The organism is Halomonas sp. hl-4, from assembly GCF_900215475.1.
Classification (GTDB): domain Bacteria; phylum Pseudomonadota; class Gammaproteobacteria; order Pseudomonadales; family Halomonadaceae; genus Vreelandella.
Genome location: NZ_LT907845.1, coordinates 2287152 through 2301992 on the forward strand (window position 1 = coordinate 2287152; position 14841 = coordinate 2301992).

Here is a 14841-nt window from a genome sequence, read left to right on the forward strand (position 1 = left end):
GAGTTTTCACACAGCCTCGGTCGATAGCAGCAGCTCCACTGCATCTTGCGACAGGAGGTGATGCCTTTTGAGTAAGCAAATAGGATAATCTTAAGCAGGATAGCCGGGGCATAGGCCAGCCGACCAGCGGCATCGTTGCGGTACTTGGGATGGAAAACGGATAAGTCGAACTTGTGCTCAATCAGGTAGTGCACAGCGTGTTCAAAGGTGCCTGGCTGGAGCTGATCCTGGCAGTTGATCACCACCATGGCGTTCTGATCGTTTTTATAAGCCTTGAAGCGCGGCATGCTGAACACTCCTCGTCTGTTACCTCGATCCTACAAAAACTTAGCCATCAGCAGAGGTTTTCTACAGCCTCACGCCAGTCATTTTTACTTATTGTTTTTTCGCCGCCAGATAACATACCCAGCAGCGATTAGCGTCCCAAACATAATGATCAAAATAGGTGAAACGCCAACTAAAAACCGAGACAGTTCGCTCATTTGTTCCGTCCTCTTAAAGTTGATTGTATTGTACCACTCTCATTTTCAAAGCATGATAGACGGCCTTCCTCTCAGCGCTTTTTTCAAGCCCCTTACTAGATTTGTTACACCTCCAGCCCATATGCACCGTGTGAGTGGACTTTAAATATATAAGCGATCTCTAGCTGCTGTCTCGAATTTCAACTGTGTAGGCCGAACGGACATTCGTTGCACTAGCTCGAATATCAACTTCCACACATCATTTCATATGATATTCCCAATGAGGTAATTCCGGCACGGTCGAACTCATTTTTGACCATAGCTAACCAAAGGCTAACTATGGTTGAATCTCCACACTACCTTTCGCTGCGTCGTCATCAGGGGGTAGATCATTGTCGTTCGCATGAGGAGGTAACGGCCAGAGCGGACCACTCTGGAAGTAGGATTTGTCGCCACTGAGAACTCGCCGCCAAGCTTCCTCGTCGGTTTCGTCAGCGCGCGCTCTGGCTTCTTCCAAGGAGTCGTAAAGATCACCTTGTACTTCGGCGCAGAATGGCGCTGCATCAGTAAGCTCAACTGTTGAAAGCAAAAGCTGGTGTATAACATCCTCTTCTTGGTAAATTGCGAAACGCAGTAAATTTTGGCAGGCAAGATATGTGGTAAGAGTTGTTGCACGGCTGTTCGCAGCGCGATCTTCTGTCTCCAGCAAATATTGAACAATTGTGAGGAATGCTGCGATCATTGTGATCAAGATGGCGATGCGCTCGATCACACTGAAGACTTTGACAAACCTTTTCATGCTTCCCCCCTATTGTTGCTGCCATAACCTAAACAATGGTGTATTAAACTGTAATAAGGCCTTCTTCGTCATGCAGCGTTAGTCGAGGAGCTAGACAAATGCCATAGATAGACCGAGAAGCAGTCATTCGCACGTTCTGCAGCATCCTGTGGTTAGAGCTTGAAGCGTTCATTACTGGCCGCTGAAGGCGGATTCGAGTGGATCCGATCAACAACACGTTCAGTAAAGGGCTTAGCTTTTTATAATTGAGTCCAGAGTTTTTCTTTAACATTAGTCATGTAATTCAAGAGACTTAAAACTAGTCACCTTGACAAAAAATTGTCAACTCATACTTTTTAAGCGCCCACTAATCTAACTGCTAGTAAAAATTACATTACCCGCTGAGAAATATGCTTTGCACAAAAGAAGCGCCAGCTCGAACAGATATGAAGCATCTTGCAGTCAAGGAGATATATATCTGCCGCTACGCCAACCAAAGTCTACACACTTACACCAAACCGGCATTGAGACATAATGAATGGATGCACGCCAAAAATACGTTGCTGCCCATTATCTGGTAATCGATAGCATGGCACGCTGACACTGATGGCCCCTTCAACTCGGCCACCGGCACCGCGCCCAGCCTGCCCGAAACAGATAATCCCTAGCTCGTTCTCCTCGTCATCGATCGCGTAGCCAAGCTCCCGCGTCACTGTGAACTCCTTACGCAGCGCATCAATCGTCGTGCAAGTACGATGCGTGACGGGCTCTAGCGTCAATTGAGCCAGATACTGCTCGCAGGTAGCTTCATCAAGGGCGACAAAGCAGGGTGAACTCTCGACAAACACCGCGAAAGCCTCGCCATTATTCTTTCGAAAATCGGCCACCGTCTTAAAATCCGGCGCTAAACGCTCCATCAGCCACATTAGCTCGACATTGCGCTGGGTCTCGCGCTCTAACCGGCGACTTTATTGAATAAGATTGAGATAATCATAGATGTAGGGCTTTAAAAGAACAGCTGGATGATAAGCCGGTCTCCCGGCAGCGTGCGTATCAACATCTTTGAAGCCCATATCTTTAAGGTCGAGTCCGTCAACAAATGCCTCAATAGCGTGGACCGGGTTATCGTCGGCGATGAAGTCGTCCAAAAGCGTAGGTAATAGCGTGCTTTGGTCTATGGCCTCGCCTACCACGAATCGCTTAATCACCATTTCCTCTGGGGACCTTGGCAAAGTATAGCGGCCACTACGTTTTCACACAGCCTCGGTCGTAAACAGTCACTACATTTCCAGTACTTTGCCCAATGATCCTATCGATTATTACTGCCTGCTTCACCCACCTTAACAAATTCAGCCTAGCATAGGATGTTTAAGTCGGCTGAGTATCGTAAGCTTTGGCAATCAAAGCCCAACCCGACAGACGAGCAGATCTGCTATGGATAAGAAGGCCCTCAGTGAGCGCGACATTTGCACCAAGTTCATTACCCCTGCGCTATTGCAGACGGGATGGGATATCCAAACGCAGATTCGTGAAGAGGTAACGTTTACCGCCGGGCGGATCATCGTTCGCGGTCGGATGCACACACGGGGTAAAAAGCGTCGGGCAGATTACCTGCTGAGCTATCAGAAAAATCAAACGATCGCAGTCATCGAGGCAAAAGACAACCGCCATAGCCTGGGTGATGGCATGCAACAAGCGCTAGCTTACAGTGACGCGCTAGACGTGCCCTTTGTGTTCTCCAGCAACGGCGATGGCTTTCTTTTTCATGACCGGACTGGGTTGAGCGAGCAAACCGAAACCACGCTCACCATGGCGGAGTTCCCTTCGCCGGAAACGCTCTGGGAACGTTATTGCCAGTACAAAGGCATTCAGCCAAACGCTCGCCCTATTATTGAGCAGCCTTACTACGATGACGGCAGCGGGCGAACACCACGCTATTACCAGCGCATAGCAATTAACCGCACTGTCGAGGCCGTAGCACGCGGCCAAAATCGTATTCTACTTGTCATGGCAACGGGCACCGGCAAGACGTTTACCGCTTTTCAGATCATCTGGCGGCTATGGAAGTCGCGCCAGAAGAAGCGAATCCTGTTTCTCGCCGACCGCAATATTCTGGTCGACCAAACCAAGAACAATGACTTCAAACCCTTTGGTCAGGCGATGACCAAGGTCACCAACCGAACCGTTGATTCGTCGTACGAAATTTATCTTTCGCTCTACCAAGCTGTGACCGGTAGTGAGGAAGAGCAAAACATCTATAAGCAATTCTCTCCAGACTTCTTCGATCTGATTGTTATTGATGAGTGCCACCGGGGTAGCGCGGCGGAAGATTCCGCTTGGCGCAAGATTCTGGACTATTTCAGTGCGGCTACCCATATCGGCCTAACCGCCACGCCTAAGGAGACCAAAGAGGTCTCCAATATCGACTACTTCGGTGCGCCGCTATATACCTACTCGCTCAAACAGGGTATCGAAGACGGTTTTCTCGCACCTTACAAAGTCGTGCGGGTCGATATCGATAAAGATCTGCAAGGCTGGCGCCCCAGCAAGGGCCAGCGGGATAAGCTCGGTCAAGAGATTGAAGACCGCATATATAACCAAAAAGACTTTGATAAACAGCTAGTGCTGGGAAAACGCACCGCTCTGGTGGCCGCCAAAATTACAGAGCTGCTGGAGAGCACTGACCCGTATCAAAAAACCATCGTCTTCTGCGAAGATATCGACCACGCCGAGCGCATGCGCCAGGCATTAGTGAACCTCAACCCCAAACGCGTGGCCGAAAATCGCAAGTATATAATGCGCATTACCGGCGACGAGCAGGAAGGCAAAGCAGAGCTGGATAACTTTATCAACCCGGAAGAACGCTGCCCGGTCATTGCCACCACCAGCAAGCTGATGACCACCGGGGTAGACGCCCAGACCTGCAAATTGATCGTGCTCGACCAACGCATTCAATCAATGACCGAGTTCAAACAAATTATTGGTCGTGGCACGCGTATTAACGACGACTACCACAAGCACTGGTTCACCATACTCGACTTCAAAAAAGCCACCGAGCTGTTCGCCGACCCCGACTTCGACGGCGAGCCCGTTCAGGTATATCAGCCCCACTCGGATGACGCGCCGATCGTGCCTGAAGACGAGCAAACCGATGTGTATGGGGTGGAAGAAGAAAGCGCTGAGGATGAGGCAAACACCGAAGGCGTAGAAACGGACTGGGCAGAGTACGAGGTGGATGATAACGCTATCTGGGAATCGGATGACAGTGACGGTCTCGGTACAACCGAGAAGCCAGAGCCAAGGCGTAAATATGTGGTAGATGACGTAGAAGTCAGCATTGTTGCAGAGCGAGTCCAATACCTGGGGCCAGATGGCAAGCTGATCACTGAAAGCCTGCGTGACTACACCCGTCAACAGGTGCAAGCGCAATACGCCACGCTCAATGATTTTTTACGCCGTTGGCAGCAAGCGGAACGCAAGCAGGCCATTCTTGATGAACTGGCAGAACAGGGTGTTTTCTGGGAAGAGCTGACGGCCGAGCTAGGCAAAGCCTGGGGCGCTGAGCCAGACCCATTCGATGTTATTTGCCATATTGCCTTTGATCGCCCCCCGCTTACTCGTCGCGGGAGGGCCGACGAAGTCAAAAAGCGCGATATCTTCACCCGCTATGAAGGCCAAGCACGTGAAGTGCTTGAGTCACTAGTAGAAAAATATGCCGATGCTGGCATTGCACCCATTGAAGACCCCAAAGTGCTTACGCTGGCGCCCTTTAGCCGTATCGGCGCTCCAATGGAGCTAGTCCAAGCCTTCGGCGGTAAACCAGGTTATGACCAAGCGCTGTTAGAATTAGAAAACGCCCTTTATCGGCCAATTGCCTAGCCTGGGCTGATATCCTTCTCATTTCCCCGACCTGCGCCGTTCGCCGTGCAGGTAAGCTTGTGTCACTTGCATAGGTAACGATTCACCATGGCCATTAGCACCACGATTAAATCCATCCAAGACATCATGCGCAAAGACGTTGGCGTGGACGGTGACGCCCAGCGTGTAGGGCAGTTGGTGTGGCTGCTATTTCTGAAGATTTTTGATGACCGCGAGCAAGAGTGGGAAATGTTCGATGCTGCCTATCGCTCGCCCATCCCTGAGCCGCTTCGCTGGCGTAATTGGGCTACCGACCCAGAAGGCATGACCGGCATTGAGCTGAAAGATTTTATCGATAATATGCTATTTCCTGGCCTGCAGCAGTTGCAGCCCAGAGGAGATGACTACCGTGGAGTAGTAGTACGCAATGTGTTTGAAGATGCTTACAACTATATGAAATCTGGCCATTTACTGCGCCAAGTGATCAACAAATTACAGGACGGCATCGACTTCAATAAATCCGCCGAGCGACACGAACTCGGCGATATGTACGAACAGATCCTCAAAGACCTGCAAAGCGCTGGCAACGCAGGTGAGTTCTATACACCTCGTGCGGTGACCGAATTTATGGTCAACCGGGTAGACCCGAAACTGAATGAAAAAGTGATGGATCCTGCCTGCGGTACCGGCGGCTTTCTCACCTGCGCTATCGAGCACAAGCGCAAGCATTACGTAGAGACAACGCAGGATGAACAGACCCTGCAGAAGAGCATTCATGGGGTCGAGAAAAAGCCCCTCCCGCACCTATTGGCCACCACCAACATGATTCTGCATGGCATCGAAGTGCCGGATCAGATTAAGCACGACAACACCTTGGCCCGCCCACTCATCAGTTGGGGGCCAAAAGAACGGGTAGATGTCATCGTTGCCAACCCGCCTTTTGGCGGCATGGAAGAGGATGGCATTGAAACCAATTTTCCCAGTGCCTTTCGCACCCGGGAAACCGCCGACCTGTTTATGACCCTGTTCATTCACCTGCTCAGGGACGGAGGCCGCGCCGCAGTGATCCTGCCGGATGGCTTTTTATTTGGCGAAGGCATGAAAATCCGCCTCAAAGAAAAGCTGCTGGAAGAGTGCAACCTGCACACCATCGTTCGCCTGCCCAACGGCGTGTTTAACCCCTACACCGGCATCAAGACCAACCTGCTGTTCTTCACCAAGGGTAAGCCCACGGAAACCGTATGGTACTACGAGCACCCCTATCCCGAAGGCTATAAAAACTACAGCAAAACCCGACCCATGAAGTTTGCCGAGTTCCAGGCCGAAATCGACTGGTGGGGCTCTGAAGCTGATGGCTTTGCCAGCCGTGAGGAAACCCACCAGGCCTGGAAGGTCTCGATCGATGAGATCAAGGCGCGAAACTACAACCTGGATATTAAGAACCCTTGGCAGGGCGAAGAGGTCAGTCACGACCCCGACGAACTGCTGGCGAAGTACGAACAGCAACAGGCTGAGATTCAGGAACTGCGTGACCAGCTGAAAGCCATCCTCGGGGATGCGCTCACCCGTGATGTGGGAGAGCAGGCATGAGTGCACAAGCACTGATTACGGAGCATCTGGACCTTTGGACCGGCGCGGTCACGAAGAAGTCCAGCAGTGGCCGCGGGAGTAATGGCAAGGTTGAGCTGAACGGCATCAAGAAGCTGCGGGAGTTGATTCTGGAATTGGCGGTGCGCGGGAAGCTAGTCGAGCAAGATCCGAATGATGAGCCTGCCGCTATTTTAGTGTCTAAAATGCTACAGCTCCGACTCCGTCTGACAAACACTGAGGGGTTGCGCACAAAAGCTAGTGACAGTTTGTCCTTCAGTGATGAGTATCTATGCATACCCAGCAGTTGGGCCTGGGTAAGGCTGGGTAACATGGCTAAATTCATTGATTACCGTGGCAAAACACCAGCCAAAATAAGTACTGGCAAACGACTTATCACCGCCAAAAATATTCGCCAAGGGCACATCGACCTACAACCAGAAGAATTTATTAGTGAGGCAGACTACACCAGTTGGATGACTCGTGGATTTCCTCGCAAAGGCGATTTACTGTTCACGCCCGAGGCTCCGCTAGGCAACGCTGCCATTGTAGATTTAGATGAAGAGTTCGCACTAGCCCAGCGTGCTATCTGTTTCCAGTGGCATATTCCTGAAATATCTGAATTCATGCTTATTCAGATATTGGCCTCACCGTTTCAGGGACAACTGGTAGAGAATGCTACTGGAATGACTGCGACCGGCATCAAGGCTTCAAAACTAAAGGAAATTCCAGTCGCTATTCCTCCACTAGAAGAACAACAGCGCATCGTCCAGAAAGTCGATGAACTGATGGCCCTCTGCGACCGCCTGGAACAGCACACCAGCGACCAGCTCGACGCCCACGAAACCCTGGTGGATTCCCTGCTTGGCACCTTAACCCAATCCGCCAACGCCACCGAACTGGCCAACAATTGGGCACGCCTTGCTGAGCACTTCGATACGCTGTTTACCACCGACCAAGGCATCGACAAGCTCAAGCAGACCATTCTGCAACTAGCAGTGATGGGGCGACTGGTGGAGCAGAATGCAGGGGATGAGCCTGCCAAAAATCTTATCAAGTGTATAGACGAAGAAATAGGCCAACGAGTTAGCGAAGGCACTATCAGGAAGCCCAAAGCATTAGCTTTGGTCGAAGGGAGCTTCCCTTATGAATTACCCAAGGGGTGGAGATGGGAAAAACTTGGCAGATTTACTCTGATTGGCACCGGTGCGACCCCCTCTAGAGGTCGTCCAGACTATTATTCGCCACCAGAATACCCGTGGGTAACCAGCGGGGAAACAAGTCAGACGTTCATATGCGACACGAATGAGCGTGTATCAAGTCTCGCAGTAAAAGAAACCAACATCTCAATCTATCCGACCGGAACATTGATAGTCGCCATGTATGGTCAAGGGAAGACGCGGGGCCAGATAACTGAACTTAAAGTTGCAGCTGGAACGAACCAGGCCTGCGCAGCAATCCAACCGATAATTGAAGATGCAAGCCACAGGCAATACATAAAGCTATGTTTTGTTAAGCTTTATGACGAGATTCGCGAAAATGCAGCGGGAGGCGCCCAGCCAAATCTCAACACCGGGAAAATTGCCGACATTCTAATTCCGTTACCTCCCCTGGCCGAACAACACCGCATCGTTCAAAAAGTCGATGAGCTGATTGCCCTCTGCGACCAACTAAAGAAACGTCTGAGCCAGTCCAGTGAAACATGCTGCCAACTAGCTGAAGCGGTGGTGGAACAAGAACTCAGAGAAGGAGACCGTGATGCCGGTTTTTGATAAAAAGTACGAAAAGCTTGTTCTGAATGACGATTGCCTCACAGATCCATTGCTCATGGCACTTGCGTGGAAGAAGGCCCATGACTACATCCGCACAGCGAACTGGTATGCAGATAATTTTGAGCTCGATGTGTCTTCCATCGACTTACCGAACCGCTGTAGCGAATGGGTTGAAGATATTAAGGACGAATTGGCATTCAGGCCCCTTGAGCTCGTTCCTGCACCAAAAACCCATTCATGGGAGTTCGTTGATCCGATCAATTCCATAGGGGGCGCTGATTTCAAGCTGGTTTGGCAGCCCAAGAAACCAGGCGAGAAAGCTAAGAGAGCCGGCAATAAGCAGGAGGATGAAGACGAAGATAATGAGTTCCTGAAACTAAGGCCTCTGGCCCACATAGGAATTCGTGAACAGACGATTATGACGCTCGTTATGATGTGCCTCGCGGACGAAGTGGAGACAAAGCAGGGAGACCCATCAATTGAATACAAGAAGACCCATGAAAAAGGCGTTGTCAGCTACGGCAACCGACTCTATTGCCGATACGAAGCTGACAAAGCTGAACACAGCTACGGTGCAACGACCACTTACAGTAAGTTTTTTACTGACTATCGTAAATTCCTCGAACGGCCCTATCATTTTGCTAGAAAAGTGCTGCAAGAAAAGTCAGAAGATGAAGAGGTATATCTACTTGAGCTCGACTTATCTCAGTTTTTCGATCGTATCGACCGACAGATACTGATAGACAAAATTAAAGAGCTGGCACGGGAACAAGGGCCTACTAAAGAAATCGATGAGGCGACTATAGGTAATGTCCTTAGCGCTTTTAAAGATTGGAACTGGTCGTCATTAGCTAAAGCCACCTTCGGAGAAGTATGCTTCTCAGAGGGTGTACCAACAGCCCCTTTAGGATTGCCTCAAGGATTGGTTGCATCGGGCTTTCTAGCAAACATTTATATGGCTAATTTCGATGAGCACATGAAGGGATTAATAGGAAATTTTATTAGTGATGAAGGTGACATAAGACTCGTTGATTACTGCCGCTATGTTGATGATATGCGCCTTGTGCTGATAGGGCCTAATCGGGAAAAGCTGGAAGAAAAGATTTCAGTAGACGGCTGTAAAGCTAATAATCATTTGGATATTATTAAGTTGGCAGTAATAGAAAATATAGAATCTGAGCTGAATTACCTGAACCTTGAGGCTAATAAAAAGAAAACTAAGGTTGAAATTTTCAGAGGTAAATCTATTGGCATCTCCCAGACGCTAGAAGACATCCAGACCAATGTGTCAGGCCCGGTATCACACGAGGATGTGGAGATTCATCTTGGTCAACTGGAATCGTTACTCGCTTTATCAAGTGGCGCCTCAGAGGATCAGAGCAACAGTTCAGGACGATTCAATCGGCTGGCTGCAATAGAAAAAGATATCTTTGATATTCGTGAAGACACGCTTAAAAGATTCGCAGCAAACAAAATATCAAGACTTCTAAATAATATTCGTCATTTCACATCCCGTGAGATCGATGACAACGGCCACTCGATACCCGGAGAGTGGGACTACTTGCAGGAAAGACTCGCTCGGCGCTTGGTCGCCTGCTGGAGCCGCGACCCCGCACTGGCTTTATTGCTCAAGAAAGGCCTTGAACTGTTTCCAGGAACTAAACTGCTTGAGCCGGTATTAGAACAAATTGGTTACCTACAAAACCTGCCCCAGACTTTCTCCCTTGGGATATCTGAGCCACAAGCAATTAAGCAAGCCGCAATTGGAAATTATTGCCTCGCAGAAATTTTCCGGCATGCAGCTACTGTTATTCATCGCAAAGACAGGCAGGCTATTCCAGCTCATGCCGATGTTGATGGTTTTTTTGAACGACTGCAAACTTCGGCGGTAGCTATTACTAGCGCTACGAAAACCCTAAGCGACTCAGATGATTCAGAAGAAGAAGCTTCTGCTTCACCGGAACAGAGCAACTCTAAAAGTTTTGACTTTCTGGCTGCTCAAGCTCGATTCCTGTTGTTAGTGAGACTTGATACCACACTCGAAACTAGCTCTGGCTGTCCTTTTCACGACTATATTTTTAAGCTTGCTAAAGGTTTCCGTAATATCACCCTCCCTAACGATTTGGTAACACGAGATATCTCAGCAGGGATCCTCATTGCCAGTCAGCTAATAGGAGATACGAAGCCGCTTCTCCGAGCATCTGCAAGCTTGTTGGAGAAGTTGGAAAATGCGAAAAAGGTATTGGAGCTAATAGCCATTCAGGATGCAGAGCTGTTCCGCTCTCTTATCCTTCATGCCCGGCCTTTAAGGTATAAATGGCTTGATGAAATGGGGGTACCTGAGTTAGTTGAAAAGCTCTATATCGGCATCCGACCGTCAGCCAAACCACTTGTAGAAATTAAATCCGCCACACCGCTATACAAACTTATCTCGCGTCCAGACAACCCTTTTGATAATGAGATAATGGCGCTAAAACTGATGCAGGCGCTGCTTGATGAAAAGAAAAATGCCGATTTTGAAAAAGCCGAGCGGAGCGACGTTATCGACTTGGCAAAGACAAAAGTAATATTTGAAAAATTTTCAGCTCCACCTACCTACGAAGTTTTTAACACTCACCTGTTGATAGAGATCAAATTCCATTCGACACTCACAGAGGCGACGAAACATTTATACTCTGAGCACGACGACACCTTTGTTCTTCAACGCATAGCTCTCTGCCTTCGTTCCGTACTAGCAGGCTCTGGTGATCCTACAGGTTTTGGGCAAACCATTTCACCGAAAACAGGTTACCGTGGCCTAAAATCAACCCAGTACAAAAGGCAAATTGGCCTGCTGACTACGCCAGAGTCTTTAGCGGGTGAAGCCGCTCAGTTCTCCGGCTGGCTTACTACTTTGTTATCCAAATTGCTCAAGTGGCCCGGTATCCGTATTAATGACCATGGGTACCCTTGGCCGACTGAACTAACAATTGAAAATGTCAGAACGTTAGTTGAAAAGCGGCTCGCCAAACTCAAAGAATGTTACTGTCAGCAATCCGGCATGCTAGGCCTTCCTGAGCTCATTTCACCCAATTGGGACCTTTCTAAAAGAAGCTTGGTTGTGGCCATGGTTCAAACGAAGATGCCACTACAAAAGAACTTTGTTGAGCATGGCCTATATTTAGACGCGCCCGAGTTTAGGGTAAAACATCGGAAACATCTGGCACGAGTTGCAAAACTCGTAACCAAGCATATCGAGGCCCAGCATATTGAGAAGCCAACTAACGGTGAGCGGGAACAAAACATTGATCTAATCATATTACCTGAGTTGGCTGTTCATGAAGATGATATAGATATCCTGATCCATCTTTCCCGAAAAACCCATGCGATTGTGGTCGCGGGTCTTGGATTTATTAATCAGTCAAATGTGAAGGGCCCGAATAACTGTGCCGTCTGGGTAGTACCCAGAAAACACAACGGCAACAAGAACGAAATTCGAAGATTGCAGGGAAAGCACCACATGACTGCATCTGAAACAAAGATGAAAGTTCAACCGTGGCGCCCATATCAGCTCATGCTAGAGCTTGCACATCCAGCTTTTCCAACTGCCCCAGGCTTTACGCTCACGGCTGCTATCTGTTTCGATTCTACAGATATAGCGCTGAGTGCAGACCTGCGTGACAAATCCCACGCTCTTATGATTCCGGCACTCAATCGTGATGTGAATACCTTTGATTCAATGGTTGAAGCTCTTCACTACCACATGTACCAGCATGTTGTTCTGGTCAATACCGGCGAATACGGTGGCTCCTACGCCATGGCACCCTATAACGAACGATACGATCGATTGATTGCACATTCGAGTGGCAATGACCAAGTGACAATAAACACCTTCAAGATGAATATGTTTGATTTTAGACGTGACGGTGTTGGCGTGAGCATGCAGTCAGGTATAAAACAGAAAGCTGCGCCAGCAGGGATTTAGGTTACTGAATCGTCATAGGTGCTTTAAAAGTACGCTCAGTGCACTTTTAAAGCACCTGTAGGTAATTCTTATCTAAAAGAATCAAAAAGGTTATCTTCGAATAACGGTAAAGCGATCAAATCCGCCTTGAAAAGTACACTCAGTGTACTTTTACGTCACTGATGAAATCTTTTAACTATTACTAGCTCACTTAAAAAGACTATTGACTTTATGTTTTAAAAGAATAAATATTGACTTTGCAAACCGTATATTAGTTGATACGGCATCGCAGCTGACGATGTGAAATGAAACAGCGTTTAAAAGCAGGTCGAACCTGCGCCTCACTAAGAGCCCAACGGCATCCCCACAAAAAGCGTTTCTTCAAATTAACGCTATCGAACGATAGCACCAGCACGAAACACTCATAAAGCCTCGCGATGAGTAATGCATCAAAAAATGAGATAAATCTGAAAACTGTCAAAAATCCTTTTGCTATCAATGGGTTTTAGGCAATCAATAACTCGAAAACGGACAAAAACTTGAACTAAAACTAAGTGAGCGGCGCACTTTTCGCCAGCCGGGCATCATCCTGGCATTGCTCATTGTCCTACCTCGACAATAACGCCCTTCGGCATACCTTTCGCAGTTAACGCATTGATCATGCAACACCTCCCCGGGCCAGTTAATGGGCTATCAGGTGAATAGCGAAGATGAATACTGTGCTCAGCAGCGGCACAAATGACGATCAGGGCTCCATACCAACGTAAGCGCGCCATAAACCCCATCTATGCAAGCTTCGCTTAGACCGGTAAGGTCTCTTTCCACTGCCAGGGCAGCAGCGTCGTCAGTTCATCATCGTTGAGGGTGGGCAGTGTCTTGAAGACGTGTTGTAAGTAGTCGTAGGGCGAGAGGCCATTGGCTTTCGCGGTTTCGATCAGGCTGTAGATCGCCGCACTGGCGTGAGCGCCGCTCTGCGTATGGCTGAACAGCCAGTTTTTGCGGCCGACGACGAACGGGCGGATGGCATTTTCGGCCGGGTTGTTGTCCAGCGGGATCAGGCCATCATCGAGGAACCGGGTCAGGCGCGGCCACTGATGATCCAGGTAGTGCAGGGCTTTTCCCAGCGCACTTTTAGGCAGCACCTGCGCCAGTGACTTGTCGAGCCAGGTGCGCAGTTGAGCGATTAAGGGTTGGCTCTTCTGCTCACGCAGCCTGTGGCGTGCTTCGGGCTCAAGTGCTTTGGCCTGTTTTTCCACGCCGTACAGCTTACGGATCTGGTTCAGCGCCCAGTCCGCTTTGCCGGTTTTGCCTTTGGGCTGCACTTTTTGCGCCTCGACGAACTTGCGCCGTGCATGTGCCCAACAGCCCGCCTGGGTGATCCCATTGCGACGCACCACCTCGGCGTAGCCTTCGTAGCCATCGGTGACCAAGCGACCTGCATAGTCACCCAACAGGCGCACAGGCACTCGCCCGGCACGGCTGGCGTCATAATCGAACAAGACCACCTGTTGGCCTGGCGGCCCCCCGCGCTGCACCCACATGTAAGAGGTGGCACTGGCTTTGCGATCCGCTTCTTGGTTCACCTGGAGCGTCGTTTCATCCATATGGATCAGCAGGGAACGGAGCAGGTGTCGGCGTAGCGTCTCGATCAGCGGGGCGATGCGTTCACCGGCCTGCACCATCCACCGGGCCAGCGTATTGCGGGGGATCTCCGCCCCATGGCGGGCAAAAATCTGGCTTTGCCGATACAGCGGCAAGGCGTCTTGGTACTTGGCGGTGGCGACATAGGCCAGCAGCGTGGCGCTGGCATTGCTTTTCGGCAGTAACTTAGCGGGCGCCGGGGCAGTCTTGACGCCGTCTTCGCAGGTTCGGCACGCATACTTACGTCGCACATGACGGATCACCTCCACCCAGGCGGGCACGACGTGCAGTTCCTCGCTCACTTCTTCGCCGATGACCGTGAGCGCGGTGCCATCATCCTGACAGTGACGTGCCTCTTCAGGGAGATCATGCACCACCTCAACCCGTGGAAGCTCGGGCGGCAACGCTACCCGGCCACCCCGAGAGCGGCGTTTCTTCGCCGGCGCCGTGGGCTCGGCCACGGTGTCATTAACCGCCTCGTTGTCCGCTGCGTCGGTGTCGCCGTCTTCCTCGTCAACCGCCACTTCGGCTTCGTTGATCAGCAGGTCCTTTTGATCCACCTGATACTTCTCGGTGGAAGGACCGAACTGACGCTCCAGGGCCAGCCGGAACTGTTCAAACAGCGATTGTTTGGTGGCTTCCCACTGGGCTTCTTTTTTCTCCATCAACGCCAATAGCCGCGCATTTTCAGCGTCAGCAGCGGCCAGCTTGCGCTCAAGCTGGGAGATCGTTGGCGAGGAAGAATCGGCGTTTTGCATACTACCGAGTATACCAAAAACACCGCTGAGACAGGAGAAAAAA

General features: G+C 50.0%; 7 protein-coding genes and 2 pseudogenes. 4 read left to right on the forward strand and 5 right to left on the reverse strand.

The window, feature by feature from the left end:
- Window positions 1–29: 29 nt before the first annotated feature.
- The 4 genes and pseudogenes from CPH17_RS10840 to CPH17_RS20265 form a co-directional block, all read right to left on the reverse strand.
- Window positions 30–287: pseudogene (locus tag CPH17_RS10840) on the reverse strand (transposase); the annotation flags it as partial.
- Between the two features lie 511 nt (window positions 288–798).
- Entirely contained in the window at window positions 799–1260 is a 462-nt protein-coding gene (locus CPH17_RS10845) for a hypothetical protein (protein WP_096299464.1), read from the reverse strand.
- A 479-nt stretch (window positions 1261–1739) separates the two neighbouring features.
- On the reverse strand, window positions 1740–2087 hold the full coding sequence (locus CPH17_RS19955) for an IclR family transcriptional regulator C-terminal domain-containing protein (RefSeq protein ID WP_231898023.1): 348 nt from the start codon (window positions 2085–2087) through the stop codon (window positions 1740–1742).
- Window positions 2056–2444, reverse strand: a pseudogene (locus CPH17_RS20265) (transposase); the annotation flags it as partial. The pseudogene CPH17_RS20265 and the gene CPH17_RS19955, both read right to left, overlap by 32 nt.
- A 229-nt stretch (window positions 2445–2673) precedes the next feature.
- Here CPH17_RS20265 and hsdR point away from each other — a divergent pair.
- The 4 genes from hsdR (at window position 2674) to CPH17_RS10870 (ending at window position 12420) form a co-directional block, all read left to right on the forward strand.
- Entirely contained in the window at window positions 2674–5118 is a 2445-nt protein-coding gene (gene hsdR / locus CPH17_RS10855; protein ID WP_096299466.1) for an EcoAI/FtnUII family type I restriction enzme subunit R, read from the forward strand.
- 87 nt (window positions 5119–5205) lie between these two features.
- Complete coding sequence (locus CPH17_RS10860) at window positions 5206–6687, forward strand: type I restriction-modification system subunit M (RefSeq protein WP_096299468.1); 1482 nt, start codon at window positions 5206–5208, stop codon at window positions 6685–6687.
- Window positions 6684–8456, forward strand: coding sequence for a restriction endonuclease subunit S (locus CPH17_RS10865; protein WP_096299470.1), 1773 nt, complete (start codon window positions 6684–6686; stop codon window positions 8454–8456). The genes CPH17_RS10860 and CPH17_RS10865 overlap by 4 nt, the downstream gene beginning before the upstream one ends.
- The gene (locus CPH17_RS10870; protein ID WP_096299472.1) at window positions 8443–12420 is read left to right on the forward strand and encodes an RNA-directed DNA polymerase; all 3978 of its coding nucleotides are present in this window, start codon (window positions 8443–8445) and stop codon (window positions 12418–12420) included. The genes CPH17_RS10865 and CPH17_RS10870 overlap by 14 nt, the downstream gene beginning before the upstream one ends.
- Before the next feature lie 779 nt (window positions 12421–13199).
- On the opposite strand, the gene tnpC is transcribed toward CPH17_RS10870, so the two are convergent.
- Window positions 13200–14798: an IS66 family transposase gene (gene tnpC, locus CPH17_RS10875; protein WP_074394777.1), complete on the reverse strand. Its 1599-nt coding sequence runs from the start codon at window positions 14796–14798 to the stop codon at window positions 13200–13202.
- Window positions 14799–14841 lie beyond the last annotated feature (43 nt).